The organism is Leptospiraceae bacterium (assembly GCA_016708435.1).
In the GTDB taxonomy this organism is placed as follows: domain Bacteria; phylum Spirochaetota; class Leptospiria; order Leptospirales; family Leptospiraceae; genus UBA2033.
Window position 1 is genome coordinate 584554 of the sequence record JADJFV010000001.1, and the last position, 26585, is coordinate 611138.

28 protein-coding genes are annotated in these 26585 nt (G+C 37.1%); 14 read left to right on the top strand and 14 right to left on the bottom strand.

The genetic code is table 11. The features are described from left to right. Positions 1 to 179: 179 nt before the first annotated feature. The 3 genes from IPH52_02865 to IPH52_02875 all read left to right on the top strand — a co-directional run bounded on the left by IPH52_02865 (position 180) and on the right by IPH52_02875 (position 5230). Positions 180 to 1007: a 1-acyl-sn-glycerol-3-phosphate acyltransferase gene (locus tag IPH52_02865; protein ID MBK7053982.1), complete on the top strand. Its 828-nt coding sequence runs from the start codon at positions 180 to 182 to the stop codon at positions 1005 to 1007. Between the two features lie 6 nt (positions 1008 to 1013). Then, positions 1014 to 1352 (top strand): nucleotidyltransferase domain-containing protein, encoded by a 339-nt coding sequence (locus IPH52_02870; protein ID MBK7053983.1) that lies wholly within the window; start codon positions 1014 to 1016, stop codon positions 1350 to 1352. Between the two features lie 119 nt (positions 1353 to 1471). Further along, positions 1472 to 5230 (top strand): DUF2339 domain-containing protein, encoded by a 3759-nt coding sequence (locus tag IPH52_02875; GenBank protein ID MBK7053984.1) that lies wholly within the window; start codon positions 1472 to 1474, stop codon positions 5228 to 5230. A gap of 139 nt (positions 5231 to 5369) precedes the next feature. Here IPH52_02875 and IPH52_02880 read toward each other — a convergent pair whose 3' ends face one another. After that, complete coding sequence (locus tag IPH52_02880; GenBank protein ID MBK7053985.1) at positions 5370 to 5600, bottom strand: hypothetical protein; 231 nt, start codon at positions 5598 to 5600, stop codon at positions 5370 to 5372. Positions 5601 to 5836: 236 nt separating this feature from the next. Between IPH52_02880 and IPH52_02885 the strand changes: the two genes are divergently transcribed. From IPH52_02885 to IPH52_02905, 5 genes are all read left to right on the top strand, one after another. After that, on the top strand, positions 5837 to 6736 hold the full coding sequence (locus IPH52_02885; GenBank protein ID MBK7053986.1) for a hypothetical protein: 900 nt from the start codon (positions 5837 to 5839) through the stop codon (positions 6734 to 6736). Between the two features lie 216 nt (positions 6737 to 6952). Next, entirely contained in the window at positions 6953 to 7153 is a 201-nt protein-coding gene (rpmF, locus tag IPH52_02890) for a 50S ribosomal protein L32 (GenBank protein MBK7053987.1), read from the top strand. A 5-nt stretch (positions 7154 to 7158) separates the two neighbouring features. Beyond that, positions 7159 to 8163, top strand: a complete 1005-nt coding sequence (gene plsX / locus IPH52_02895; protein ID MBK7053988.1) for a phosphate acyltransferase PlsX — start codon at positions 7159 to 7161, stop codon at positions 8161 to 8163. A gap of 15 nt (positions 8164 to 8178) precedes the next feature. Further along, on the top strand, positions 8179 to 8937 hold the full coding sequence (gene fabG, locus IPH52_02900; GenBank protein ID MBK7053989.1) for a 3-oxoacyl-[acyl-carrier-protein] reductase: 759 nt from the start codon (positions 8179 to 8181) through the stop codon (positions 8935 to 8937). Positions 8938 to 9105: 168 nt separating this feature from the next. Then, positions 9106 to 10134, top strand: a complete 1029-nt coding sequence (locus IPH52_02905) for a GGDEF domain-containing protein (GenBank protein ID MBK7053990.1) — start codon at positions 9106 to 9108, stop codon at positions 10132 to 10134. A 7-nt stretch (positions 10135 to 10141) separates the two neighbouring features. Here IPH52_02905 and IPH52_02910 read toward each other — a convergent pair whose 3' ends face one another. From IPH52_02910 to fliG, 6 genes are all read right to left on the bottom strand, one after another. Then, positions 10142 to 10324 carry a hypothetical protein gene (locus tag IPH52_02910; protein ID MBK7053991.1) on the bottom strand — a complete coding sequence of 61 codons (183 nt, stop codon included), beginning with the start codon at positions 10322 to 10324 and terminating at the stop codon, positions 10142 to 10144. A gap of 460 nt (positions 10325 to 10784) precedes the next feature. Next, a complete protein-coding gene (locus tag IPH52_02915) occupies positions 10785 to 10946 on the bottom strand; it encodes a hypothetical protein (protein MBK7053992.1) in 162 nt (53 codons plus the stop codon). Between the two features lie 27 nt (positions 10947 to 10973). Further along, entirely contained in the window at positions 10974 to 11129 is a 156-nt protein-coding gene (locus tag IPH52_02920) for a HEPN domain-containing protein (protein MBK7053993.1), read from the bottom strand. 22 nt (positions 11130 to 11151) lie between these two features. After that, the gene (locus IPH52_02925) at positions 11152 to 11460 is read right to left on the bottom strand and encodes a nucleotidyltransferase domain-containing protein (protein MBK7053994.1); all 309 of its coding nucleotides are present in this window, start codon (positions 11458 to 11460) and stop codon (positions 11152 to 11154) included. Positions 11461 to 11464: 4 nt separating this feature from the next. Next, the gene (locus IPH52_02930; protein ID MBK7053995.1) at positions 11465 to 12313 is read right to left on the bottom strand and encodes an inositol monophosphatase; all 849 of its coding nucleotides are present in this window, start codon (positions 12311 to 12313) and stop codon (positions 11465 to 11467) included. A 5-nt stretch (positions 12314 to 12318) separates the two neighbouring features. Beyond that, positions 12319 to 13332: a flagellar motor switch protein FliG gene (gene fliG, locus IPH52_02935; protein ID MBK7053996.1), complete on the bottom strand. Its 1014-nt coding sequence runs from the start codon at positions 13330 to 13332 to the stop codon at positions 12319 to 12321. Between the two features lie 196 nt (positions 13333 to 13528). On the opposite strand from fliG, the gene IPH52_02940 reads away from it, so the two are divergent. Continuing rightward, positions 13529 to 13993, top strand: a complete 465-nt coding sequence (locus IPH52_02940) for a mobile mystery protein A (GenBank protein ID MBK7053997.1) — start codon at positions 13529 to 13531, stop codon at positions 13991 to 13993. Beyond that, positions 13984 to 14580 carry a mobile mystery protein B gene (locus IPH52_02945; GenBank protein ID MBK7053998.1) on the top strand — a complete coding sequence of 199 codons (597 nt, stop codon included), beginning with the start codon at positions 13984 to 13986 and terminating at the stop codon, positions 14578 to 14580. The genes IPH52_02940 and IPH52_02945 overlap by 10 nt, the downstream gene beginning before the upstream one ends. Positions 14581 to 14610: 30 nt before the next feature. On the opposite strand, the gene IPH52_02950 is transcribed toward IPH52_02945, so the two are convergent. Together IPH52_02950 and IPH52_02955 are read right to left on the bottom strand one after the other, a co-directional pair. Then, the gene (locus IPH52_02950; protein ID MBK7053999.1) at positions 14611 to 14763 is read right to left on the bottom strand and encodes a hypothetical protein; all 153 of its coding nucleotides are present in this window, start codon (positions 14761 to 14763) and stop codon (positions 14611 to 14613) included. Between the two features lie 11 nt (positions 14764 to 14774). After that, a complete protein-coding gene (locus IPH52_02955; GenBank protein MBK7054000.1) occupies positions 14775 to 14951 on the bottom strand; it encodes a hypothetical protein in 177 nt (58 codons plus the stop codon). Between the two features lie 42 nt (positions 14952 to 14993). Here IPH52_02955 and folE point away from each other — a divergent pair, with 42 nt between their 5' ends. Genes folE through IPH52_02970 form a run of 3 tightly spaced genes read left to right on the top strand, consistent with a single transcriptional unit; the run spans position 14994 to position 16525 of the window. Beyond that, positions 14994 to 15542 (top strand): GTP cyclohydrolase I FolE, encoded by a 549-nt coding sequence (folE, locus tag IPH52_02960; GenBank protein MBK7054001.1) that lies wholly within the window; start codon positions 14994 to 14996, stop codon positions 15540 to 15542. Between the two features lies 1 nt (position 15543). Beyond that, on the top strand, positions 15544 to 15966 hold the full coding sequence (hemJ, locus tag IPH52_02965; GenBank protein MBK7054002.1) for a protoporphyrinogen oxidase HemJ: 423 nt from the start codon (positions 15544 to 15546) through the stop codon (positions 15964 to 15966). Between the two features lie 31 nt (positions 15967 to 15997). Beyond that, the gene (locus IPH52_02970) at positions 15998 to 16525 is read left to right on the top strand and encodes a hypothetical protein (GenBank protein ID MBK7054003.1); all 528 of its coding nucleotides are present in this window, start codon (positions 15998 to 16000) and stop codon (positions 16523 to 16525) included. Positions 16526 to 16724: 199 nt separating this feature from the next. Here the strand turns inward: IPH52_02970 and IPH52_02975 are convergent, their stop codons facing one another. The 3 genes from IPH52_02975 to IPH52_02985 form a co-directional block, all read right to left on the bottom strand. Continuing rightward, positions 16725 to 17687: an IS110 family transposase gene (locus tag IPH52_02975; protein MBK7054004.1), complete on the bottom strand. Its 963-nt coding sequence runs from the start codon at positions 17685 to 17687 to the stop codon at positions 16725 to 16727. A 370-nt stretch (positions 17688 to 18057) separates the two neighbouring features. Further along, positions 18058 to 19035 carry an alpha/beta fold hydrolase gene (locus IPH52_02980; protein MBK7054005.1) on the bottom strand — a complete coding sequence of 326 codons (978 nt, stop codon included), beginning with the start codon at positions 19033 to 19035 and terminating at the stop codon, positions 18058 to 18060. After that, positions 19022 to 20950, bottom strand: coding sequence for an AMP-binding protein (locus IPH52_02985; GenBank protein ID MBK7054006.1), 1929 nt, complete (start codon positions 20948 to 20950; stop codon positions 19022 to 19024). Before IPH52_02985 ends, IPH52_02980 begins: the two co-directional genes overlap by 14 nt. 261 nt (positions 20951 to 21211) lie before the next feature. On the opposite strand from IPH52_02985, the gene IPH52_02990 reads away from it, so the two are divergent. After that, on the top strand, positions 21212 to 21883 hold the full coding sequence (locus tag IPH52_02990) for a Fic family protein (GenBank protein MBK7054007.1): 672 nt from the start codon (positions 21212 to 21214) through the stop codon (positions 21881 to 21883). Positions 21884 to 21885: 2 nt separating this feature from the next. Here IPH52_02990 and IPH52_02995 read toward each other — a convergent pair whose 3' ends face one another. Together IPH52_02995 and IPH52_03000 are read right to left on the bottom strand one after the other, a co-directional pair. Next, positions 21886 to 22653 carry an SHOCT domain-containing protein gene (locus IPH52_02995; GenBank protein MBK7054008.1) on the bottom strand — a complete coding sequence of 256 codons (768 nt, stop codon included), beginning with the start codon at positions 22651 to 22653 and terminating at the stop codon, positions 21886 to 21888. Positions 22654 to 22812: 159 nt separating this feature from the next. Next, complete coding sequence (locus IPH52_03000) at positions 22813 to 26532, bottom strand: Ig-like domain-containing protein (protein ID MBK7054009.1); 3720 nt, start codon at positions 26530 to 26532, stop codon at positions 22813 to 22815. Positions 26533 to 26585: the final 53 nt, after the last annotated feature.

The window sequence follows — 26585 nt, forward strand, 5'->3', positions numbered from 1 at the left end:
TAGTAAAGCCCAAAATTGAAAGAATTGACCACTGAGTTTGCCATTCCTGATGAAAATTTCGGGGATGGCACTATTTCTTCCTCTGCGACTCAGTGCCTCTGTGGCAATCCAACCTACCCAAAAAATTACTTTATAAATAAACGTATAGATTTTACACTGTGTTAAAGAGTGAGAATCAAATGGAAGAAATTACAAAATTTTTAGAGCCTTTTTTTATACCGAGAGATTTGTTTGTTAATACAGCTAAGACTCTAATGGAGTTAGTCTATACAGTTGAAGTAACTGGCGATGAGCATGTGCCAAGGACTGGTGGAGCGGTTTTAGTTTGCAATCATACTGACTCGCTTGATATTCCTGTAATCGGTTTTTATATGCCACGCAAAATTGTGATGCTTGGGAAAAATGAAGTGTTTAGTCCACAAGAAGCATTGATTAAAATGATGAATGCAAAGGACTCACCTTTCAATGCACCCGGAATTAATCTACTAAAAACAGGTCTCGAAAATTACCTAAATATTTTAGGAGATATTTATTCTCACCAAATTCAAAAATGGGGTGGAATGCCTATTATCCGTAACTATCATGGAGAAGACGCAAAATCAGCAGTAGCCTACTATGAGGAATTAGAAAATTATATGGTATCACTCTTAAAGGCTGGGGAGATAGTATCCATTTTTCCAGAAGGAACTAGAACTCTCAGTGGAGTCATGGGACCTTTCAAAGCGTTAGCTGCAAAGATTGCCATACGCGCTAACGTTCCAATTATACCGAGTGGAATTTCAGGAGCTTGGAACATGTCTACTCCCAAAGCAATTATTTCTGGAGAAGCACGTAATACTATCATTCGTTACAATATCGGTGTTCCTATTCTACCAGAAGCATTTCCAAAAGAAGCAGAGAAGAAAGCTGCTAAGATATTAACTGAAGAATTGGAAAAGCGAGTTTATTTTTTAACCACACATCCCGAGCGTCGTGGTCAACCAAGACGGTTTGCTACTAAGCTGTAAAAGGTTATGAACAATTCTTCAATCAACGCAAATCTAAAAACAGAAGTTGAAGATATCTGCCAGCAGATTATTAATCTTGTTTCCCCTATATCAATTTATCTTTTTGGCTCCTCCATTAAAAATGAGATGAATGAAAATAGTGATATAGACTGGATGATTGTGTTAGATGATAAAGATATCAATCGAAGAAAAGTTTCTCAATTTTTGTATAAGAATATTAAACGTCAAAAATTTCCATGTGATTTCATTGTAACTAATACTGAGCAATTGGAAAAGCAAAAAAATAATATTGGATTAATCTATTATTATATTTTGAATGAAGGAAAATGTATTTATGCAAGATGATATTCTACCCGGTAGTCCGGCGGATTGGATGCGTCATGCGAAAAGTGATCTTGTTTATGCTTGGGTAGAAGAACAGATTTTTAAATGAAGGATATTCTTCCTAGAATAAGGATTTAGCCATGGCGCAAGAAAAAGATGAGATAGGAAAAATTTATTCTGAAATTGAGTCCATTGAAAATAAAATTGGAAGTTTACAAGGTGAATTAAAAATTTTAAAAACGAAGTTAGATTTATTTGTTCAGAAAATAGAAAAGCCTGCGCAAGAAGAAGTCATTGTTGAGACAGCTTTACAGGAAGAGCTGACTTCTCCGATTACAGGTTCACACGAAATAGTTTCCGAAAATAGCACAAAGGAAACTCAACACTCGCAAGTTGAAGTAAACAAACCAATAGAATCAAAGCCAGTAGGGATTGTTCGACCAAGTCTAACAGCGAATATCCCCACAAAAAAAGAAGAACTCTTCGTTTCTCCCAAGCCAGCCATTAAATCCGAGCCCACTGTAATTCAAAGACCTGTCTTACAGACAGAACCTCCACCAGATATATTCGATGATATAAAAAACTGGGTGAAGAGTAAAATTGGAAATATTCCCGTCGAAGAATTTCTAGGTGTAAATCTTCTAAATAAAATTGGCTTACTCTTACTAGTTGTTGGGTTTAGCTTTTTCTTGCGTCTTGCCTATGACTGGATTGGTCCTTTTACTAAAATCTTTGGCATGTTGTTATTATCGGTTGCTGTATTTGTTGGGGGAGATAGACTCTATCGCAATAAGCTTTATACAGTCTTTGGTCTAGGAACTATCGCTTCTTCGTTTGCTTTGTTTTATTTCACTGCTTATGCTTCTTATAACATAGAGGCAACTCGTATTTTGAAACCCGAACAGGGGTTACTTGGTTTTATCCTCTTACTCCTTGCATCTGGTATTGTAATTGGTGCGAGTCTACGTTATAAGATGGAAGCTTTGACTTCTTTTTCTTATTTCCTTGGCTTTCTTACTATTTCTATAAACGAAAAAGCTGACTTTAATTACTTCTCCATGATAAGCGTTGCGATTCTTTCGGTTAGCTTAATCGGAATTATGACCGTTATGCGCTGGAAGTATTTGACTGGAGTAGGAATTGTAGCTTCCTACGCAAACTATTGGCTCTATGCACAGGGGCTTCCAAGAACGAGTGAAGGATTTTTACTGCGAGTCTCCGAAACTGGACAGAATTATTATTTAGAATCTATTTTGTATCTACTCTTCTTCTGGCTGATTTTCTTTCTTTCTACATTTACTATGAAAGTTGATGATAAGAAGAGTGAAAGAATTTGCTCTGCGATTAATATCATCAATGCTTTTTCTTTTTTTGTGATGCTTGGTCATGTTCGTCCTGAGCCTACAGAGTGGGGACCTTTCACAGTGGATATGACTATGGGCTTATCTTATTTGATTGGGGCTTTTGTATCTAGAAAGATTGGTCGTGAGTTTTTATGGAAGTCTAGCATTATCTTGGGGCTATCTCTTATTACCCTCTCTATTCCTGCTAAGTTTAGTGATTATGCTCATGTATTTGGTTGGTTAATGGAAGGCACGATACTTATAGTTCTAGGATTCTTATACAAAGAAACTTACCTCAAGAATATGGGCTATCTAGTTTTACTTTTGAACCTTGGGAAATTTTTCACTCTTCCCTATGGAGATTTCTTTTATTCGTCAGCGGCTGCTTACCCGTTACTTAGTTTTGATATGAACCGGGGAATGATTTATATCTTTATGCTAATTAGCTTTTATGGGCTAATTCCGTTTATTCGCAATAAGCGATCGGAGTGGGCTAGGTTTGATTTAGCTGCTTATAATATGCTTGGAGTGTTGGCTAGTTTGACTTTGTTTTTGTTTTCCTTTTATTTGATTCAAAAACCTTATCAGGCTTATATAATTATTCCCGCGAGTGGACTTGTTTTATTGGCAGCATTATATTTTAGAAATCGAAATTTATACTATTCTTCTGCGGGGCTTACTGCTCTTAGCCTACTAGCTTCGCTAGAATTAATTATTCAGTCAACGAAAGTTCCCAATCAAATTCACGAAGTCGTATCTTTTCTTTTAATTCTTTCTGGAAATGGAATTCATTATTACTTATCCAAAGAAAACTCTTTAATGATTCGTTATTCTTCAAAGCGGGAAATGAACCATCATAAAAGTTCCCAGTTTTCTTTTTATCTGAAAAATGTATTTTTAAACGGAGAAGTATTTCTCTGGGCGGGAATGATTGCTTTTGTTGGTCTTGTATTAAACGAAGTATCTGCTTATTATCATACTATTTTAATTCTACTTGCGGCTTATGCTAGTATATCTCTACAAAAGAAATATGCGCAGGGAATCAAGCAGGCAGTTGCATTATTTTCAATTGCGTTTTTAGTTGGACTTTATCGATTTGCAGTCTTTCAGGACAATCGAGCAGAAGAGTTAAATGAATATGCATGGGTTGCGATTGCAAACATGGCTACTTTTTGGATTCCCGGGATTGCTATTTTATTCTTGCAGGATACTCTTAATATTGCGCAGGAGTCTAGAAAAATTCTTTCTCCTATTCTAATTTCTGCAACTACTCTCACCGCGATGATGATGGGAGATATTTTAATCAAAGAGCCTTATCTTCTTTCGTTTGCGGCTATTTATTCTTTGGCGTTAATGGGCTCTTATATAAAACTAAAGGATATTTTTTCTGTATACAATTCACTTTTACTGAGTTGGCTTAGCTTAATCCTGGGTGTTGTAGGTATGATGGCAAGTAAACAATCGCCGGTTGGAATTTACGAGCATATGAATTTAGTGACCTATACCATATCGTCCTTACTTGCAACTGTTCTAGCATTTCAGTTAATCTCAAATCCGGTTCCTAGAATTCTTTCTTATGTCGAGAGCATACTAGCGAGTATCTGCTTTATCGTTCTCGTGATTCCAATTGAATATAGACCAATTGCTTTTTCTGTTCTGCATCTGGGTCATTTACTTTTCTTATTCCAGTTTAAAGTTGAGAAGTTTTATGAATATTCCTATCTGACCTTAGGTATTTCTGTTTTATTTTTCCTGAACAATACGAACTTTCCTGGCGCCGGGTTAATTTCCGATACAAAAGGAATTTTACTCGTTAGCGGATACTCACTATTACTCATCGCGCAAACGGTTTATATATTCTTAAACAATACAAAAGAAAGAGATCGTTATCTTTATTATGTTTTAAATTTTCTAATTCTATTCTGGTCAATTCATATTACTGCTCCCCTCGAATATGGAAGCTTACTCTTTGCAGTCTTTGTATTTGCAAATGGAATTTTACTCTCCAGGTTTGAAATAAAAGAAATTGCGAATTTATACTATTATCCGCTTATACTATCAGTAGTTATTTTCTTATACATGCTATTCACAGACAAGCCAAGTGTATTAGAGTCAATGGATTACAGAAGTTTTGGACTTGGTCTTATGACATTATTTTTACTACTACGCGGTGTGAAAGAAGCAGAAATTTACAAAACAAAACAGCCTGACTTTGTTGTGCAAAAGTATAGCTTTGAAAGAATTGTGACTTTGCTATTATTCTTGGAATTTATATTACTGACGATGACTGTAGTTGATGTTAAATGGTGGAGTTTAATTTGGACAATCGAAGCCATGAGCTTTATCGGATATGGCGTATTTAGAAAACAACCATTGATTCGTTATGCCGGTATTGGACTAATAGCATTAGCCGTAGCTAAGATTGCTTTCTGGGATTTACAAAATCTAAAAGAAAACACTCGTGTTTTAGTTTTAATTTCCATTGGCGGCTTATTCGTAGTAGCCAGCTTCTTGTATGCTAAGTTCAAAGATAGGCTTTTTAAGGAAGAAAATTAATTCTAGTTTTTAAGCCTATTTGGGGTTTGAGTTTTTCCCCGTTTGACTGCTTGCTTAACAATATACAAAATGTAAATTACAGCTATACCGATATATATAAATAGACCGCTTATTAATATTTGTCCTAAATTTTCAGTTATCATTTTAAAATCTCCATCTCATCAGTAATTTCAAAACTAGTGATCAATAAACCTAATGTTGCTGTAATCAAAAGCACATTTAGGAATATTCCAATAAAAATCCATAAACTTGTATCATTGCTTCGTATCAATATGATAAGCGAACTTGTTAAGGCAATGATACCAGCTGAAAGAACTTGAATAAGAGTCTTTGTAATTTCCAATAGTCCTTTTAACTTATCTAATCTCATTTTTATTTCCTTTTCAAAATTTTTACAACTAATAATTAAATTAAATCTAACTTTTAGATTCTTAAACATTTGATAGAACCACTGAAAGAAAGTTTTTTGTAAGAGCCTTCAATGTATATAGGTCGAAAAAAAATTTTATGTGCGCTGTTTTTTATAAAAAAAATAAAAAGTTTTAATGGACAGGCAGGGATGCCTATCCTATCATTTAAATTTTCTTACTATTATTTATTACAATTATGAATATAAAGCCTTTTTTAAAACTAATACTTCTTTTATCTTTTTCCCAAATCCAAGCAGAGGATTTTCGTATAGTATATAGCTCTTCGCTAACTGGAAATTTGTATTCTTGTATTTGCGGATTAAAACTTTCCGTGGGTCTTGCCAAGAGAGAAACTTTCTTGAGACAAAGAGGAATTAACCCTTCGAAGGATATATTGGTTGATACTGGAAATTCTTTAGATGTAAAAAGTCCAAAGAATAAAACAGAAGCAATCTTTCATTCCTACCAGAAAATGGGATATGTTTCCGTTGGCTTTGGAACCAATGATTTACAGGAGGAAATTATTCCTGTTGTGGAATTAGACCGTTATCCGCTACAATCTGCGAATGTATTTATTAAAAACTTTTTCGGCTCTACTAAAATCGGAAAGCCGATTAAGTATGTAAAGAAAGGAAATAAGAATATTGGAATTATTTCTTTAACTAGTCCGACCATTCAATACACTCTTTCGGGAAATTTGAAAAAGAAATTTATAATCAAAAGTATTGACTCAACGATTCGCGATCTGCTTTCTTCGCAAGAAGTAGTTGCGGATACTTACATTATACTGCTTCATGGAACAACAGAAGAAGCAGCCAAGCTTGCCTCGATGAATAAAAAGTTCCTAGTCATCTATGGAGACGAAGCAAACAAAAAGCCAATTCTAAACAAAAGCGGCTACTTAGATGTAAACGGTGTTCGCGTCTATTCAACACTTGACTTGCTTGGAGATAAAATCGGAATTCTAAATCTAACCGAAAACGAAACTGGCTTTACAATCAAATCATCCGAAGTAATCGAAATGAACGTTGATAAACTTTCTGATTCAGAGGATATTTTATCTGTAATGAAACAGTATGGTATTAAGCCGGAGTAAAGGATTCCTTGCGTAAACGATTCAATTTCATTAATGCATCTAGTATATTCTGTAGTCGAATTAAATAAGGTATTGAATAGGGCGATGAGTAAAAAATAGAGGGTGCCGAATATAGTTTCATCGCAAGCTGATATAAATGATTTATTCTTGTTAAAATAAGAATTTCTAAAAAAATGGTAAATCCTAGTACAATAATAATATTTTTAGAGGAAAAAAATGGCAGTTCCCAAGAAACGTAAATCAAAATCGAAAGTAAGATCACATAGAGCACACCATGCAATCGGGAAGCCAAACCTAGTTCCTTGCTCGAATTGCAGCGCTTTTATACTTTCTCATCGAGTCTGTCCAGCTTGCGGTTTTTATAACGGCAAATTGGTAGTAGCTCCAAAGATTAAGAAATCTAAACAAGAAGAATAAGCACAATGTGGGTCGCCGTTGACGCAATGAGCGGCGATTTCGGTCCCGCCGGTTTAGTTGAGGGCTCTGTTGATGCCGTAAACCAATTTGGATACTCAGTTATCCTTGTTGGCGACGAAGAAATTCTTAGCGAAGAGCTTCTCAAATACGAATACGATACGTCAAAAATTAGAGTAGTTCATGCTCCTGATGTGATTGGCATGAATGACTCTCCTTCTGTTGCTGTCAGGTCTATGCCTGATTCTTCGATTGTTCAATCTGTAAAATTAGTCGCTGATAGAGAATGTGTTGGTATGTTTTCTCCTGGAAATACAGGAGCCTCTATGGCGGCTTGTCTATTATACCTTGGTAGAATCAGTGGCGTTCATCGCCCTCCTATCGCCGTTCCTCTCCCCCAAGAAGAAGGCAAACCGCTCCTTCTTTTAGATGGTGGAGCAAATGTTGACTGTAAGCCTGAATTCTTAGCTCAATTTGCTCTAATGGGAGAAATCTATGCACGTGAAATCTTCGGAATCGCTCATCCCAAAATTGGAATTTTATCCAATGGCGAAGAAGATAAAAAAGGAAATTCGCTTTCTTTAAAAACATTTGAATTATTAAAAAAAATCCCCTTCAAGTTCATTGGAAATGTAGAGGGACGTGATTTATACGGCTCTGGTCGTGAAGTTGATGTTGTTGTATGCGATGGATTTGTTGGAAATATTGTCCTCAAAGCCACGGAAGGATTATCGAAATCCATCTTTAACATCTTGAAAAATAACATTGCTGAATCTAGTATAGCTAAAACAGGGGCATTGTTATTAAATCCAACCCTAAGGGCAATGAAGAAGCGAATGGATTATGCTGAATACGGTGGAGCAGTTTTGCTCGGTGTCAATGGAACTTGTATTATCGGACATGGGTCTTCGTCTGCACTTGCAGTCAAGAATGCCATTCGGGTTGTAATTGAATGTGCCCGAACAGAAGTGAATATTAGAATTGAAGAAAATTTAATTAAATATGGAATATAATTTTAGGAGAATAAGATGATTGATTTTAAAAACAAGAGTGTGATTATTACTGGTTCGGCAAGAGGAATTGGAAAAGCAATCGCTCTAAAATTTGGTGGTCTTGGGGCTAATCTCGTTATAGTTGATATGAACGAAGAAGCTACTAAAGCAACGGCAGAAGAATTAAAAGGTCTTGGATACAAAGCAATTGCAGTTACTTGCAATGTTACCAAAGAAGAAGATTGTGCTGCAATGATCGATGCTACTGTAAAGGAATTTGGTTCAGTTGATGTTTTAATCAATAATGCCGGTATTACAAAAGATACACTTCTCATGAGAATGAAAAAAGAGCAATGGGATGCTGTAATCGCTGTTAACCTCACAGGAACTTACAATGCGACACAAGCTGCTATCAAAACAATGATGAAACAGAAGAGTGGAAATATCATTAACCTCACTTCTATTGTGGGTATTGATGGTAATGCTGGACAAACGAACTATGCTGCTTCTAAAGCAGGTGTGATCGGATTTACAAAAGCTTGTGCAAAAGAATTTGCTTCTCGTGGAATTCGCGTAAATGCAATTGCTCCGGGCTTCATTGAAACAGATATGACTGCTGCAATCCCTGAGGCAATGAGAGAGGGAATGAAAAAAGCAATCTATCTCGGTAGAACTGGTAAGCCAGATGATATCGCAGGTGCAGCTGCTTTCTTAGCATCTGATGCTGCTTCTTACATTACAGGCGTTGTCCTCGAAGTAAGTGGTGGTGGATTTAGAGCAGGTGGCGGAGAATAGTTTAATTATTCTTATCGTCTTTGTAGAGACGTAGCACGCTACGTCTCTACTCCTATAAATTCATAAATAAAATATTTACAATAACACTCTTAAATTCTTTTTATCCTTGCCGTTTTTACATTTGCGTTCTCTAATGCTTTCTAGTAAATAAATTCTTACGGTTGATAAATGGAATCTGGCAAATCGAAAGACAAAGAACAAGAAATTCGCTATCTTCGCAAAATCATTGACGCGTATGAGAAAGTAACAAAGCTTAGCAACAAAGAATTAATTGAAGCCTATAAAACAATTTCTGCACAGGAAAGCGTTGGAAACCTCGCGCGAGAAGAATTAATCAATGCAACAGTTTCATTGGAAGAATTACGAGGACGCGAAACGAAAATTACAGAAGAAATAATTAAAATCTTAGATGAAGATCTTACAAACGAAGAACTAATCCTTCATAAACTCGAAGCGCTTAGTAAAAATTCTACCGCAGGTTTTTTCTCTGATTTATTTTATGTAATCGCAAACTTAGAACTTACGGAATTCGAAGCATCTGAATTTTGGAAAGAAATTTATAATCATCGTGTTGATATGTGTAATAGAATGGGTAGGAAAGTAAGTTTTAGAGTTGCCCTGCTCGATCATATTCTCGAAAACAATAGAGTCATAAAGAATCCCAAAATAATTGAACTAAATCTTTTTGATTCAGTAGTAAAAAATTCAGTCGTTGACGAACTAACGAGCGTTTATAATAGAAGGTATTTTAATTTAGCAATTAAACGTGAAATTAAAAGAGCCAAGAGATACAATCGTCCACTATGTTTATTTGTTTTTGATGTAGATGATTTCAAATTATTTAATGATAAATACGGTCACCTAGTCGGTGATGAAGTATTGCGGATCATTGGTGTTACCCTGAAAGAATCATTCCGACAAGAAGATACAATTTGTAGATGCGGCGGAGAAGAATTTACAGTAATTCTGCCGGAAGTCGATATCAATTCTGCTTTAATAGCCTGTAAACGCTTTGGTGAAGCTCTGAAGAAGTATTCCATGGAAAAATTAAAAGAACCCGTATTGGTTAGTGGAGGAATCTCTGAATTTCCTGTTCATGGTGATACTCCTGAAGATCTTTATAACAAAGCAGACCTTGCTTTATACCGAGTAAAGAATTCCGGCAAGAACAATATCATTGCCTATTCGGATATTTAGAGAGTCTCTATCTAAAATTACTTTTAGTCAACTTTGCAGTTTGCTTAGAATCAACTCTTGCATTTCTCCTTTCGGATTTACTCCAAGGCTCTGCAACTAAGAATGAAATGGCAAAAACGAAAAGAATAATAGATGTTAAGTTAGCAATGTATAGCATATCTGACGGACCTTCTTTTTTTTTAGGCTCCAAATAATATTCTGCGTTAGATTTAAAGCAAGAATTTTTTTATTTAGGGCTAAATATTTTTCAGGTTATTCCGATATAATTCTGAACGTTATGAGACATAGCTTGAAGATGATTTGTTGAGTAGTTGCTAGTTTTAATAAAGGCAATTTTTTAATTTCTAAATGCCATTTACTACACTTCTTTCTGTTCCTTAATAACCAAATAACTCTTTAAAGATATTCTAGTTTATGTTTCTTATCACATACTTTTGAAATTCCTGTTTGCGGAATGTCAACTTCTTTAAAGCCAGATAGATATTCACAACCGGATAATAGTAATAAGGCGCAAGGAGAAAAAGTAAGAAAGGAAATCTTTGGCACTATTCTGAGTAGCTAGGAGTGTATAGACGTGAATAAATCCATTTGATTTGTTGTGAATTACAAATCCGAGATTTTATTTTTAGAGTAAATCATAACTTCAAAATTTATTTCTCAATATTATTCAAAATCATTTCAGCATTTAGAATTGCTTCTAACGTTACATCAGATGTAAAAGTAGTAATCGCATCATAGTTACTAGCTTGTCTATCTTCAAACAAGCCTTGCAGAATAGCTGTGTAATCTTTTGGAAAAATACTAGACTTCACAAACTCGCGATTAAACGCTCCAATGGTTTAATTATGAGAAGAAAAATTTAGATTCTTAGTCAAAAGCAAAGCTGATATAGCATTAAAGGCACAGTAATAAGAACGTGAAATTGAATCTTCGAATTGACCGTTTTCGAAATCAATGCGAGCGGTTTTTAATTTACTCTTTGCCTTTACCAGCAATGCAAGAATTTCCTCATCTCATTCACAACAAAATTCCTTCTCTCAAAATATTACGACCGATAGAAAAGTTTTTTCTCTTCTCCCACTCAGAAGTATCATAAATTAGACTTGCGGCTAATGTATCGAATTCATCAAGAAAATCAACTTCGAGTTCTCGAACTGATTTAACAAGTTCTCGGTTTTTTTCTTTAAATACAATTAGAAAGTCATAATCGGAATGTTCAGAAAAATCACCACGTGCTCTAGAGCCAAATAGCCATATACCTTCTAAAATATTTGGAAACTTATTCTTAATTTTCTTAGAAAAAGAAATGGCAGCTAGGTCATTCATTGCTTTAATTCAACGACAACTCTTGTCTTGCTTTCTTCAAAACTTCTAGAATTTGGTTGTGAATAAATCCATTCGAGATAACGATATCAGATGGATAAGTAATCATCTGGTCGCCTTTGTAGTCAGAAATGGTAGCGCCTGCTTCTTTGAGGATAACGGATACTGCGGATAAGTCCCATAAGCCCACACGTTTTTCCCAGAGACCGTCGATGCGACCTTCGGCTAACCAGCATAAGTCGAGAACGATAGAACCTGTTCGACGAATACTACGACCTGATGTAAGGAATGCAGAAAGATCTGCGAGAATTTCGTGTAGGATAACTTTACGATTTACAGGGAATGAGGAAATTAACAAAGCACGATCTAGTAATTGAATCTCAGAAACTTTGATGCGAGACAAATTCTTAGTAACCCCTTGTCCGAGGATTGCTTTGTATACATCATTTAACTCTGGAACGATTACAACGCCAGCAACATTTGAATCGCGGTGTTGGATTCCTATTGATATTGCATAGAGTGGAAGCTTACGCAGAAAGTTCATTGAGCCATCGATTGGATCAAGAACCCAGGTAAAATTATTTTTCCCATGCTGGCGATGCTCTTCTTCGGAAGAAACGGAGTCATCTGGAAAAACTTTCGTTATTACTTTCATGAGCGCATCATGGACATTACGCTCAACTTGACCGAGTAAATGCTTTTCCTCTGCGTCTGTTAATGTTGATGAAATGGCTAAATCCTGTTGGATTCGTTTAACAGAGTCGATGATAAATCCAATCTTTTCTTCAATAAAGCTAACTCTAGCTTGGATTTCTTCTAACGGAAAGTTTAATTCGGGAGCGGTGGCATTACTCATAATAATTACACTATGAGTTCATCTTCACCAGAACGAGCAACCACAATTTCGCCCGCTTCCTCAAGTTTACGTATGATATTTACAATTTTTTGCTGAGCGTCTTCCACATCTTTCAATCGGACAGGACCCATAAAGTCCATGTCCTCTCGAAGTAAGTTAGCCGCACGTTTGGACATGTTCTTGAAAATCTTTTCTTGCACTTCGGAGTCGACCGACTTGAGAGCTTTTGCAAGCTCTGTGTTGTCCACCTCGCGCATAACCTTTTGAATCGCACGGTCGTCGAGTAATACGATATCTTCGAAAACGAACATACGCTTCTTGATTTCTTCTGCCAACTCTGGATCTTCTTCTTCGAGAGCTTCGATAATAGTCTTTTCTGTTCCACGATCCACGTTGTTGAGAATTTCCACAACAGAATCGATACCACCTGCTGTCGTATAGTCTTCGGATGCGAGAGTAGAGAGTTTACGCTCTAATACCCGCTCAACTTCACGCAGAACGTCAGGACTAACTCGGTCCATGGTAGCAATCCGCTTTGCAACTTCCGCTTGAATTGTATGAGGAAGAGCAGATAAAATACTCGCTGCTTTGTTTGGATCGAGATAAGAGAGGATTAACGCGATGGTTTGCGGATGCTCCCCCTGTATAAAGTTTAATAATTGCGCAGGGTCAGTTCTTCGCACAAAGTCGAATGGTCGGACTTGGAGAGAAGAAGTCAGACGGTTGATAATATCAATCGCTTTTTGATTACCGAGAGCTTTTTCCAAGAGAGAACGGGCAAAGTCAATACCACCATTGGTGATAAACCCTTGCGCCATCATGAGTTCATTGAACTCTACTAAAACTTTCTCTTTGTCTTCGGGTGTAATCTTATCTAAACGAGCAATCTCAAATGTAATTTGTTCAATTTCATCTTCTCGTAAATGTTTGAAGATTTCCGTGGATACTTCACTTCCTACAGCTATTAAGAAAATAGCAGCCTTCTGGCGACCGGTCAGGTTTGTCTTTTTACTTAGCATTTGAGATTCCTAGTTAAGTATCGGTCACTGCAAAATAAATCAATAAGGAAAAAAGTAGGATTCTTAACTTAATGACAGGTTTAATGCTCTTAGTTCAATAAGCCTTTGCTTTATTTTTAAGGTTATAGCCTTAAAAATAGATTGACTTTTAAGGTTATAACCTTAAAAATAGATTGACTTTTAAGGTTATAACCGTATGAAATCTAAACGAAGAACGCTTATCCTTACACAAATAAATAAAAGATTCTCTAAGTGGGAAAATCTAAAAACTTTGGAAATTCCATCCGAAGGTTGGATTCATTCCATCCGCGTCGCCATTGGAATGAATCTTAGGCAACTGGGTAAGAGACTTGGAATCACGCCCCAAAGCGCAAAGGAACTTGAAAAACGAGAAAAGTCTGGATCGCTGACTCTGAGAGGCTTACAAGAAGTTGCCAATGCATTGAATTTAAAGTTAGTTTATATTCTTTTACCCAATCAAAAAACTTTAAAGGAAATTATCGAAGAGCGATCCCTTGTATTAGCACAAGAAATAGTCCTGAGAACCTCTCAATCAATGAAATTAGAAAATCAAAAAGTCTCTAAAGAAAGAATACAAGTGGCTATAAAAGAAAAAGCTGAGGAAATTCAAAAGGAAATGCCTTCCTATTTATGGGATTAAACCTAGAATACACCGAAGGGCAAACACCGATTGACCCCGAAGAGCGAAATGGATTATTAATTAAAACAATTACTACCCGTAGAGAACTAGACGAACACGAACAACTGAACATTGAGGATGCTTTAGAATGGACTCTCAAGAAAAATTTCAAAGGAGAAGAAATTCTAACTGAAAAATTCATTCGCGACTTACATAAGAAAATGTTTGATAAAGTCTGGCGATGGGCTGGAATTTTCAGAGACTCCAATAAGAATCTTGGCGTAGACAAATTTCAAATTCCTACCTATTTAAAAAATCTACTTGATGATTGTAAATATTGGATTGAAAATAAAATTTTTTCAGAAGATGAAATTTCGATTCGGTTTAAACATAAATTAGTTTCGATTCATTTATTTCCAAATGGAAATGGACGACATTCGCGGCTAATGGCAGATGTGATTATCAGTAAAATATTTTGCAAACCAGTTTATACTTGGGGAAGCCAAACTATTTCGGATGACAATAAACTAAGAGCACTGTATCTCAAAAGTCTACGAGAAGCGGATAATGGTGTTTACTCTAAATTGATTTTATTTTCGCGCTCATAGATATTCTTCGTATGATGGATTTTGATTTGATCATTCAGTCTTTTCTTTAATCGTTCTACCAATCCTTTCTATTTCATCGGCTTTCTCTTGAATCGTGTTTACTATCAGCAGTGCCTTATTAGATGTAGTAACACTCAACTGGGCTATTTGGTTTAATTTAAGTATTCCCCTTTCCCATGGCAAAAAGCCTTCTTCTACAATATTACGGATAATAAAACAGAGAACAGAAAGAATGCTCGTATATACAAAGCAGCAGTTAAGTGAACATTTACCACTATTATAACTAAGTTTGCTCCGAGTAAGGACTTACGAATTACACCAGAAAGCAAACTGAATAAAAATAAAATGCTTTCAATGATTCTAATTCCCAAAAATTGTCTAAGAGAGAGTAAATTGAAATAAAGGAAACATGATTGGAAGATGCAGTAAGAAAAATCCTAACCGATATTGGTGAAGATCCAAAGAGAGAAGGACTTCGGGATACACCTAAGAGAGTCGCTAAAGCTTATGAGTTTTTGACTAGTGGTTACGAAGCGGATATGAATGAAATTGTAAATGGCGCGATCTTTGAAGAGCATGTCGAGGGAATGGTCATAGTAAGAGACATTGAGCTTTATTCTCTTTGTGAGCATCATCTACTTCCCTTTTTTGGTCGTGCGCATGTAGCCTATATCCCTAATAAAAAAATTATTGGGATAAGTAAGATTCCCCGCATTGTAGATGTATTTGCCAGAAGACTCCAAGTTCAGGAGCGATTAACTGATCAAGTTGCCAACGCACTACAAGAAATTCTTGATCCCCTCGGTGTCGGTGTAATTATGAAAGCAAAGCATATGTGCATGATGATGCGTGGAGTCCAAAAACAAAATTCAGAGCTTCTAACTTCTTGTATGCTTGGAGAGTTTCGGGATAGTTCCATTACCCGAAATGAGTTTCTCGATCTTATTCGCACGGGGCAGTAAAATGTATCTTTGGTTTAAAGCAATTCACATCATAGCACTTATAGCTTGGTTCGCTGGAATTTTTTATATCTGGCGATTATTTGTATATCATACAGAAGCAACATCGGAAGAGGTTAAGTCTACATTAGCCGTTATGGAGCGAAAGCTTTATTTCATCATCATGCGACCGGCAATGTATGTCACCCTTATCTTTGGATTTGCGATGCTTTATTTACAATGGAATGCATTCGCCTACACTATATGGCTTTGGTTAAAAATATTTTTAGTGTGTCTAGTGATTGGTCAACATCATATGGCAAATTTCTACAGGAAGAAGCTCTTGGAAGGTGTCGTCTATCGTTCTAAAAAGTTTCGAATATTAAATGAAGTTCCTACTTTACTCATGATAGTTATTGTTATACTCGTTGTATTGAAGCCGTTTTAATTCAAGAGCTTTTAATTGTGAAAAATAAAAGATGACTTCGAATAGATTTAGCGTTGAGAGAAAAGCGGATAAGATTGAGTATTCGTATGACAGGTATGATCATTTCTCCTTTGTTTTAATTGGAGTATCTCTATACTTTATTGTTGATTTCATTTTGAATTTTCAGTTAGATAAAATCAATATGGATTCTCTAGACGATTTTCTTGGTATATTTTTTTTCGTAATTCCTGTATTTTTTCTTTATTCAGCCATTGATACTTCTTTTAATTCTACTGTTGTAACTCTCACACCGGATTTTTTATTCATTGCAGAGTCTCCAATCCCAATTCAATTTACAAAGAAAATCAAGCGATCTGATATTTCGAATGTCATTACGAAGACCGAGACTTTTAACGAGGAAGGCACTTGGAAACACCATTATATTTACCTGAGATTACGGGATAATAGAGAAATTTCTTTATTTAAACTTATTGCTGAATTACGAGAAGCCAAGTCAATCGAATCTATTATGAATGAAGATTTGCTGAATGGGTTTAAAACAATAGAGGATAATGCCTAATAGCAACTCACTCTATTTCACGTGAGTTCGACGAAAGAGTGTCACCCCCATTATGTTGCGACCCTAGGAAGCAACGCTTACGCTATTGAGTTTCGTTTTCTATCGGGGGTCTCTACTTGTTGAGATTCCCGATATAGCTCGGCTGATGGTGAGCGACAGCGATGGGCGGAGAACTCGGGAATGAACTGTGATAAAAAAGTCAAGAAAAACATACTTTTTTATCATCATACAGTTCGCCTTTTTTTACGATTGTGAAAGCAATCTTTACTAGTTTGTTCGCGACAGCCATTAAGGCAACCATTCGATGCTTACCATTCTCTATTAGTCTTTTAAACATTTCCTTACACGATTTATTACATTTGATAGCAGCCATAGAGCACATATACAATAGTTGCCGCGTGGAACTCATACCCATTTTAGATAATGAACTTTTTCCCTTTACACTTGTTCCCGATTCAGAAATACGAGGGCATAATCCAACGTATGCGGATAACTGCTTGTAATTCGTAAAGTTTTCGAAATTCGAAGTGATTGCTATTAATTCAATAGCGGATAACTTTCCTATGCCGGGAATACTTACTAAACTTTCATAAGACTTACTTGCTTTTTCTTTTACTACCTCTTGCATATTTTTTTCTAATTCATCAATCTGCTTTTGCAAATTCGCAATTGTTTCCTCGATAAATTTAATTGAAGTCTTATCAGGACGCACTCTCGCTTTCATTGCATGTAATTGATTTTTAAATCGAACTACAGTTTCTTTAAGTTGACTTAGAACTGCTCTACGTTGACGCATATCGTCAATGTAATCTGGAGTAGGTTTTTCAGGCTCCGGAGACATCTTCAAGCCATACTCTGCAATCATCTCCGCGTCTGACGCATCTGTCTTCGTTCTTCTCAATGTCATCTTAGAAAAATATTTTGTCTGTAAGGGGTTAACAACAGAAACCTCAAATCCAGATTCCATGATTCTTTTGGTTAGCAGTGTTGAATAAGAGCCCGTTGCCTCTAATACACTTCTATCATCTTGTTTTAACTTCTTGATAAACTTTTTCACACCTTCTTCATTATTTACAAACTGAACGACTTTGTAATTTGAATTAGAAGAAGGAAACGCTACGTCAAAAGTATCCTTTGCCACATCAATCCCAATGTATCTCATCGTTATCACCTCTATTAAAATTTTTCTTGTAAAAAATTTCGTCCTTTTGAATAACGGAAATTACCCAAAAAACGGCTTAGCAGGAGAGAAAAAATTAGACTCTATCATCACGCATACAGGCTCGAAGCCTACTGAACTGTCCAGAGTTTTAATTTAGGGTTGGTGAACCTGCATTCCCGTCGGTCTTTCTGACCAATGACACGGACTCGGTTTATTCTCCTCCCCTCTCTCTTGTTAAGTTTATTTTTTTACTATCTTAAAAAGAAAACCTCTTTTTTAACATATGATGACACCTTTAATGTAACATCAAATGATATAAACATCTTACGTCGAACTCACGTTGTTTAAGTTACATCTAATAATTTAGAATCTAATCCTCATTAGCCACTATCCAATCTAATGCAGCAGGCCAAGTTTCTTCGGGAGCATTGATTCCGCACACAATATCCATATGACCATAGCTGGCTTTACTTCCATATTCTTTTCCAAATATCATATGACGGTTGCGGCATTTCAAATTGGTTGTAGTCCATTCAATTCCTTCTAGAGCGCATACCCAGTCTTTGTCTCCGGCTAATAGTAAAGTTGGTGCTACAATACGTCTATCATAAACATAGTGATTGAATCCGCCGGATAAGCGTGTCATACCCTCTACTGCAGAGATAGTCTTTATTTGATTCCATTCTAAAACAGCAATGCGTTGCACTGTTTTATCCATGACAGCGTTTTTTACTTCAGGAGTTAAGTTGTCGGGATTCCAAAGAAACCGATTCCATGGAGTGTTTTCATTTACAAATGCTTTCAGTGGTCTCCAGAGTTGATCGATTGGAAAATAAGGAAGAACAGTAATATAGTCCAACCAAGTTCTAAAATGATTAATTGTAGAATAAGAGTAAGTTAATGCTGCCGCAAATCCTGTGAGGCTTTTTATATTAGCCGCTTTGTGTCTAATCTGATAGAAGAATCCAAGAATCCCTCCAAGACTATGACCTACCCAGTGAAGGTTTTTACTTCCTGTCGTTTCCAGTATGTATTCAACTGCGCAAGGTAAATCACAGAGCAGATAATCATCAATAGACCATTGATTTCCTCTTCCCGTATGAGGACCGTCACTTCCCGATCTTCCACGCAAGTCAATTGAATAAACATCAAATCCTTGTGATGCAAGCCAGGGAGCAAAGTTATAACCCTCAACGCCAATATCCCAGGTCGTGCTGTCAGAAGCAATTCCATGCACGAGTAGGACAGGAGTTTTTCTTGTTATCTTATGACCGTGATAGTGGTAAAGAGCGATTTTCCACATATCGGATGTAGTGAGTTCTAGTTTTTCTTTTTCAATGGTGAGCATGGTGATGACCTTGATACATAGATTCGATTAAGTTTTCATACTTAGTGTGAATTACATTTCGTTTGATTTTTTGTAGATTGGTTAATTCCTGTCCGACTAATAGTTTCTTCGGTAGAAAACGGATATGAGTTACATGTTCAAAAGCTTTAAATCCATTTCTTTCGTTTACGATCTCTGATAATACTGAGCGGAAAAGATGGATTATCTCCGGCATTGTGTTCAGGTTGCAAGTCTCATCGAATTCATTGACAGCATAACCGGCGTCTTCTAGTCTTTCGTAAGAAGGCCAGATTAAAACACCTAAGTTTTTCTTATCTTGACCGACGACTACTGCTTGTTCGATCAGAGGATGTTGTGTTAGAAGAGTTTCGATTGGAACCGGTTCAATGTTTTCTCCTCCTAATAGAACGATAGTATCCTTTGCTCTTCCACGGATACTTAAGTTTCCGAATTCATCGATTCTTCCTAAGTCACCTGTATTTAGCCAACCATCTCTTAATACTGTTTTTGTTGCAATGTCATTTTTATAATAACCACTTGTGACACCGGGACCCTTTACCCAAATCACTCCAATGCTTCCTTGCGGTAAAAGCTCGTTATTCTCAGTTCGAATTTGAATGACCGTTTCATTGACTATGCGACCAACTGTTCCTATTTGCACATTGTCAATGGAACGCATTGCGATTACGGGCGAACATTCTGTCATACCGTATCCTTCATAAACTGGAATTCCAATTGCGTTAAAGAATTCATCTATATGACGTGGCAATGCTCCTCCACCTGAAATTGTTCCTCTCAATTCTCCGCCTAACATTGCTCTCACTCTCATCAGAAAGATTGGATCCAAATACATATCTGGAAATGTTAGCGTTGCTTTTTTTACAACAGACTGCATTAGGTCAGAAATAATTCCTCCGAAAACAGGAAAGGAAGAAAGGAATCCATTTTCTGTAACCCGTTGCCAGGTATGCTGGATTATATTATTGGCTGAGTGTAATTCTTTTTTTATGTCGTAGGATAAATCAAATAATTCTCTGTTTAATGCCTCTGTCTTATCAACGCGCTCTCTGAGTCTTTGGTAAATAGTTTCCCATAATCTTGGTGCGGAAGCCATAAGAGTAGGTTTAACACGAATAAAATCTTCCATTAAATCTTTCGTGCTTGTATAATAATGATTTGCCCCTCGGTAGATAGTGCAGTAAAGCATCAAGCGCTCGAATATATGCCAGATAGGAAGTATAGAGAGGATACGATCTGTTTGCTGCAATTGAAGTAAATCAGGAACTACACGAAGTTGATACATCATATTGGCATGAGTCAAGACGACTCCTTTGGGATTTCCTGTTGTGCCCGATGTATAGATAATAGTAAAAGGGTTGCTTGCTGAAATCTTTGAACGAATTTGATATAATTGGTTTTGTGTTTCGTTAGTGAGAGGTTTTGCATTTGTGAGTAAATCCGCGAGTGTAACACCATTGAACTTTGCTAAACTGTCTTTTGGAAATTCGGGATCTAAGACAAATACTTTTACTTTCAATTCAGAAAGAATTTCTGCTATTTTCTTATAGAGTCGTAAATGCTCTATGAATACAATCTTCGCACCGCAATGCTCTAAGATAAAACGAATTTCATTTGCACTAGAATCACTTCCACGTGGAACACAAACTCCACCAGCTAGTTGAATTCCCATATCAGCAATCAGCCATTCCATTCTATTATCTGCAATGACTGCAACGTTATCCCCCATATTGACTCCAAGAGAAATAAGCTCTAACGCAAGAACTTGTGCTCGCCGATACACCTCCGCAAAAGAAGTGGAGCGATAGTATTTATGTCTGTCCTTGGTGTGAAAGAATTGTTTTGGGTAACTCACTGCTGCTCTTGAGTATACATCTAGTAATGTTTTATCTGGCATGGTATATTCCGATCGAGTTTCTAATGTAAAATTCCTTTCAAGGTCTTTTGTTTAATCCATTCAGTCAAGTAGGAAAAGAAATAATTAAAGCAAGCAAAACTGTTGTTTGTATTCTGTCATCGAGAGCGTGTTCATGGATTCTTTAATAAAAGAGGAATTTGGTTGATTGTATTCGGACGCATTTGCAAACTAGCATGAATAGATTATATCATACATGCTTAGAATGAAAGGTAAAAAGAAGTGATAGAAAAATACTGGGGCATGAAACCAAATTTAGATAAGGCTCTAATGATCGCCAAACGACAATTAGCCGAGCTTGTGCATGATGCAGTGAATCTAGAGGGTCTACATTTTTCTTTGCCAGAAATACAAACATTACTAGATGGAATCACTGTCGGTGGTCATAAATTGTCCGACCAACAAGTAGCGATTAATCAAGCGGAAGCCTGGCGAAAGCTATTTGAATGGGTATCTAGAAAAAGCTTTGCAGTTACAGTTGAGAAAGTCTGTGAATTACATAAAATAGCCGCTAAAGAAGAAGCTTTAACGTGGGGAGTATTTAGAACTGGAAGTGTATTTATATCAGGAACAAGTTATACTCCTCCGCATCATTTAGAATTAGAATCTAGATTCTCTGAAATGTTAAAGTCATTAGAAGGGAAAGAGGATGCATATGACCGAGCTATTCATTTATTTTTAGTGATGGCGAGAACTCAGTTTTTCTATGATGTAAATAAAAGAATGGGTAGATTTATCATGAATGGATATTTACTCATTCACGGGTTTCCAGCGATTAACCTCCCTGCCAAAAGACAATTGGAATTTAATACAAAGATGTTAGCTTTCTATGAATCAGGCGAACAACAAGAAATGAATTTATTTCTCCGATCTTGTTTAGATGAAAAAATAATTCAAATCATGAAAGAAGAATAAATCTAAAGCCTGCTTAATAAATCCGTCTTCTTTGCGATAAATTCAGCTTCGGTTAAGACACCGGCTTCGTGTAGTTTGCCTAACTTTTCTAATAGTTCAAGAACTCCTTCTGAATTTGTATTCATAGGAACTGGATTACTCTGGGTGAAATTAGGTTGTGGTTGTTCTATAAATGGAGTAACTGGTTGCGGATTAATAAAATTAACCTGTTGTTGATTGGCTCCTGCGCCTGAGACTTTAGGAAGGCTATTTACTAATATTGTTCCATACTGACTGCTAAAGGTAAGAGATGCATCTCCTCCTTGTTGTTGGCTAACACCGCCTATACTGTGATCGAGTGTATCGTAAATAGTCACTGATCCATTATAGTCTATTGCCAGTCTACGTGTCTGTGGAAATACCGCATAACGTGTATTATTCTGTGAGCCGCTAGAAGAAGGATTTCCTAACTCAGATGGATACCAATTTGTTGCATAAGGACCTGATGTGATTACTTCAAAGATTTGTGTATTGGCTAGAGCATTCGATAATTCATTGCAGAGGTTGTCTACCGTATTCTTCAACCCGTTGTTGAACATATCGCCAACCATTACCATTCCGCCTCTCATCCATTGACCGCCTCCACCCAATTCAGGACAATTAAATTGTGCCATACTTCCGCTTCCATTGTTCACAGCGATTAACATGTGCATGACCGCATTGTAGCTTAAGTTATATTTGGAACAGATTCTGTTGACTAGGTTTTGACCGTTAGGTGTTAGGTTTTGCATACATTCAACCTAGGCTTGCTCATTCATCTGTCAACGAGTATTTCAATTAATAAAAAACCCCTCTTCCTTGTTCGATTCCTGAGTGGAGTCGAAGGACAAGAAAGAGGGGCTTATTCGTATTAACCAGATCACCCTGATTTTAATCAGGGTGATTTGTTATTAACTATGTTTACGGTTTTTCCAAATTCTTCCTGCTAAGATTGCTCCTACAAGAAGTGCAATAGCGGCAGCAGTTCCTCTTGCTGTATCACTCTTTGCAGTTTTAGAAATATACGCTAGTAGGTTGCTATTTACGGGAAGATCATTCGAACCTACACTCTGTGTGTAATAGGAATAACTAACCGTAATAGGAGTACCCGAAGCTGGAATCGTTCCAGTAAATGAGATTTTATTGGTAGCTGAGTTGTAAATAAACTTTGTAGTTCCAAGACTTGCTATACCCATTTGAATGGAAGAACCATTTACCAGTACCTGTAAGGTATTGGTAATGGGTACATGATCCAATGCGTAAGTTGAAGCACCGGAAGCAGCTTGATCAGCGATCAACTCCATGAAAGCAGAGGGATTGGATGCACAGATAGTTGATCCCATACCACTAGTTTTTGCGATGATATCAGGATATATAGCGTCTGCACCGCCACCTTTTGGAGCTTCTTGGGTATCCCCATTTGGACCTGTACAATACCCTGCATTACCGGAAGTGTTCATTGGATACACTGCATGGACTGTCGCTTTCCCTATGAATTCATTGCTGTCTTTATTGAAAATAGTCGCGGGAGCAGTTAGACCAGCAGTAGTCAGTTCAGTTCTGGCGGCATCGTACTGATCCGGGTCATCACTGATAACGATCACTGTCATAGGTACATTGGAACGACCATTCGTTGCACGTACCTGTGTAAATGTACCGCCACTTGCTATAGCCCTTTCAGCATACAAGATATTAGTTTCTGTACTCCAACCCCGAATACCGATTTTGCTAACGGTTGTATTAAATTCAGTTTCCTTAGTATCGTCAAAATAATTAACTCCGGATCCCCAATCATTGATACCTTCTCCTGTACCTACCCCGGTAGGCTGACAGGTCTGATGTTGACCACTAGCAAAGCCACGTAACACTGTATCTGGTCGCCAGAGTTTGTCGCAGTCAGAGGTAATCACACTCATTCGGAAATCAGTACCTAAACTCTTCAAGCGAGCAAAAAAGCTAGCAAGAGAAGTTTGTAATCCAGTCTGTTCTCCCGCCATAGTTGCCGAGTTGTTGACGGAAATCAGGAAGTCTACTTTTGGTGGTCCGCTAGAAGCAAAGTTCTTAGAGCCGGTTGCTTTGCTATAGCTAGATGGTGCTATGTTAGTTCCATTTACAAGCGAAGTTAGTGGAATCTCAACAACATCAAAATTAGCAGTTGTTGTTATACCCATCATAATGAGAGTACTTGAACTGTTTTTTGATGCCTGAATTTCAATACGGAAAGTGACGCTGGTAGCAACTCCGCTTGTTGCACTAGGTAGGTCAGTAATAGTTCCAGAGCCATCTACTCTTCCAACCAGATTCACATAATGGTTTCTCATGTCATTCACGCTATGAGGTGCAAGTTGACCCGTTTCTGGTAGAGTTTTCGTAGTATTTACTTTTATCTCTACACTGGCAATCTCTGTAGGAATGACAGTACCACTCACTACTTTGCGTGTAACTAGGTTATAGCCACCATTGACAGTTGTTTCAAGAATTGAGTTTGTATTATTTGTTCCGTTAAAATCAAAGTCGTCTTCTGAAATAGACTGTAAAATCTTATTCATCAGGCAGGCTACATCTGCACAATTATGCAGGGTTCCACTGGTAATATTGGCAATAAACCCCTTAGTATTTTGATCTCCAATAATAAGCAAAGCACCATCAAAGGCTCCATTTGGTTTAGTTTCAGTGGTGGTTCCAGAACTTACATCTAGAGTAACTCCAGATATTGCAACAGGTGTAGTTGTAGCAGGTGTAGTTGCAGCAGCACTAATTGTTAATACGGATGTATTACTTGTTACAGTGCCACCACCAGTTACAATACCATTTGTTCCATTTGCTAGAGTTGCTGTGATGTTTGTTGTTCCAACTACCAAGCCATAAGCTAACCCTTTGTCAGAAACCGCATTACTGATTGTAGCATTTGCTGCTGTTCCTGAAAGCCAAGTTACTAAGGATGAAATATCCTGTGTGCTAGCATCAGAAAAAGTTCCCATAGCTGTATATTGAGTTTTATCTCCTGCTGTAATGTTTGTGCTTGCTCCGATATTGATAGAAGTAAGAGTAGCTGCTGAAATATTTAATGTAGAAGCGTTGCTCGTAACAATATTTCCACTAGAGTTAGGGAAAGAAGCTGTAATCGTGCTACTTCCTTGTGAAAGACCAGTCGCTAGACCAATGCTTCCTGTTGAGTTTCCTACGTTCACTTGTGAAGGAGAGCCTGATGTCCAACTAACTAAAGAAGTGATATCTTGTTTGGTTCCGTCTGAATAAACACCGACTGCATAGTATTGTTTTGTAGTTCCCTTTGCAACAGTAAATGGACCAGAAGAAGCAGGTAAGCCTGTTCCTGAATTAATTCCATTTCCAATAGAAATCGATACTAACGTTGCCGATGTTACAGTAAGATTTGCAGTTGCGGATTTTCCACCGATTGCTGCTGTAATAGTCGCTGCACCAGCCGCAATCCCTCTTGCGATACCACCAGTCGTTGAAGAAGTATCAACTGTTCCGAACGATGTATTAGAAGATGTCCAAACTGCAGTTTTTGTTACGTCTGCTGTTGAACCATCGGAATAAGTAGCTGTAGCTGTAAATTGAGTTGTCGTTCCTTTTGCAATTGTTTTTGTAGAAGGGCTTACTGTGATTGAGGATACAGTTAGAGAGTTAATAGTAACTGCTTTAGATCCTGTTACACCGATGTAAGTTGCTTGCACATTTACAGAGCCAGCATTTACAGCAGTAAAGAAACCTTTGCTATCTTGAGCGTCACTGATAACTGCGTTAGCAGAGCTACTAAGAGACCAAGTAGTTTGTGTTGTAATATCAGAAGAAGTTCCATCATCATAAATAGCACTTGCTACATAATTTGTAGTGCTTCCTGCTCCAATCGATGCTACACCAGTTACTGTAATCGAAACGATTTTTGCATTTTTTAATTGTGTAGTAGTAGTTGCAGCACCACCGTTGGTTACGGTTGGGAAATTGGCTGGAGTAATCAATGTAGCAGTAATCGTTGCTGTTGCTGCTGTACTTCCGCCTGTTCCTAAACCGGTAGTAGAATCAATGGCAACGCTGTTTGTAGCACTAGAAGACCAACTAACAAGAGAAGAGATGTCTTGTTTTGTTCCATCAGAAAAAATACCAGTCGCTACGTATTGTGCTGTTCCACCTGGGACTAAACTAGGAATGCTAGTGATTTGAATGGATGAAAGATTAGCACTAGTTACATTTAAATTTGCATCACCAGAAATTGATCCAAAGGTAGCATTGACTTTTGCAGGAGTTCCGGCTGACGTTGCTGTGGAGCCTAAGAATCTACCTTTTTTGGAAGCAACCGTAGATACCTTGTCTGTTTCCGATTTTACAGTCCAAGTGCTTTCTGTAGAAATATTTTTAGTGGTTCCATCAGAATAAACTGCAGGCGCTATGTAATTAGCATGTGTATTTTTAGCGATAGACTGATCACCCGGTGTTACCTGAATTTGTGTGAGGGTCGCCCCCGTTACGTTAGTAGACGGTGAATCAGTCTGTAAAGGTGCACCCGTTGTATTGTTAGAAGAAAAAGGTAAATACTTTTTCTCCTTCTTAGAACAGCCTGCCGTAAAAAGCAGGGCTGTAACCAATAAAAAAATTATTTTTTTCATGACTCTCTTATCTCCATTTTATCTAACTCAATTTGACGTAATCTTTTAAAACA

What these genes read in the sequence shown, in the direction of transcription:
- IPH52_02930 (MBK7053995.1), bottom strand. Translation starts at nt 12,313, where the DNA reads ATGAGTAATGCCACCGCTCCCGAATTAAACTTTCCGTTAGAAGAAATC.
- IPH52_02990 (MBK7054007.1), top strand. Translation starts at nt 21,212, where the DNA reads ATGAAACCAAATTTAGATAAGGCTCTAATGATCGCCAAACGACAATTA.
- plsX (MBK7053988.1), top strand. Translation starts at nt 7,159, where the DNA reads ATGTGGGTCGCCGTTGACGCAATGAGCGGCGATTTCGGTCCCGCCGGT.
- IPH52_02885 (MBK7053986.1), top strand. Translation starts at nt 5,837, where the DNA reads ATGAATATAAAGCCTTTTTTAAAACTAATACTTCTTTTATCTTTTTCC.
- rpmF (MBK7053987.1), top strand. Translation starts at nt 6,953, where the DNA reads ATGGCAGTTCCCAAGAAACGTAAATCAAAATCGAAAGTAAGATCACAT.
- IPH52_02870 (MBK7053983.1), top strand. Translation starts at nt 1,014, where the DNA reads ATGAACAATTCTTCAATCAACGCAAATCTAAAAACAGAAGTTGAAGAT.
- IPH52_02995 (MBK7054008.1), bottom strand. Translation starts at nt 22,653, where the DNA reads ATGCAAAACCTAACACCTAACGGTCAAAACCTAGTCAACAGAATCTGT.
- fliG (MBK7053996.1), bottom strand. Translation starts at nt 13,332, where the DNA reads ATGCTAAGTAAAAAGACAAACCTGACCGGTCGCCAGAAGGCTGCTATT.
- IPH52_03000 (MBK7054009.1), bottom strand. Translation starts at nt 26,532, where the DNA reads ATGAAAAAAATAATTTTTTTATTGGTTACAGCCCTGCTTTTTACGGCA.
- IPH52_02980 (MBK7054005.1), bottom strand. Translation starts at nt 19,035, where the DNA reads ATGCTCACCATTGAAAAAGAAAAACTAGAACTCACTACATCCGATATG.
- IPH52_02975 (MBK7054004.1), bottom strand. Translation starts at nt 17,687, where the DNA reads ATGAGATACATTGGGATTGATGTGGCAAAGGATACTTTTGACGTAGCG.
- hemJ (MBK7054002.1), top strand. Translation starts at nt 15,544, where the DNA reads ATGTATCTTTGGTTTAAAGCAATTCACATCATAGCACTTATAGCTTGG.
- IPH52_02925 (MBK7053994.1), bottom strand. Translation starts at nt 11,460, where the DNA reads ATGAATGACCTAGCTGCCATTTCTTTTTCTAAGAAAATTAAGAATAAG.
- IPH52_02970 (MBK7054003.1), top strand. Translation starts at nt 15,998, where the DNA reads ATGACTTCGAATAGATTTAGCGTTGAGAGAAAAGCGGATAAGATTGAG.
- IPH52_02945 (MBK7053998.1), top strand. Translation starts at nt 13,984, where the DNA reads ATGGGATTAAACCTAGAATACACCGAAGGGCAAACACCGATTGACCCC.
- IPH52_02940 (MBK7053997.1), top strand. Translation starts at nt 13,529, where the DNA reads ATGAAATCTAAACGAAGAACGCTTATCCTTACACAAATAAATAAAAGA.
- fabG (MBK7053989.1), top strand. Translation starts at nt 8,179, where the DNA reads ATGATTGATTTTAAAAACAAGAGTGTGATTATTACTGGTTCGGCAAGA.
- IPH52_02875 (MBK7053984.1), top strand. Translation starts at nt 1,472, where the DNA reads ATGGCGCAAGAAAAAGATGAGATAGGAAAAATTTATTCTGAAATTGAG.
- IPH52_02880 (MBK7053985.1), bottom strand. Translation starts at nt 5,600, where the DNA reads ATGAGATTAGATAAGTTAAAAGGACTATTGGAAATTACAAAGACTCTT.
- IPH52_02905 (MBK7053990.1), top strand. Translation starts at nt 9,106, where the DNA reads ATGGAATCTGGCAAATCGAAAGACAAAGAACAAGAAATTCGCTATCTT.
- IPH52_02865 (MBK7053982.1), top strand. Translation starts at nt 180, where the DNA reads ATGGAAGAAATTACAAAATTTTTAGAGCCTTTTTTTATACCGAGAGAT.
- IPH52_02985 (MBK7054006.1), bottom strand. Translation starts at nt 20,950, where the DNA reads ATGCCAGATAAAACATTACTAGATGTATACTCAAGAGCAGCAGTGAGT.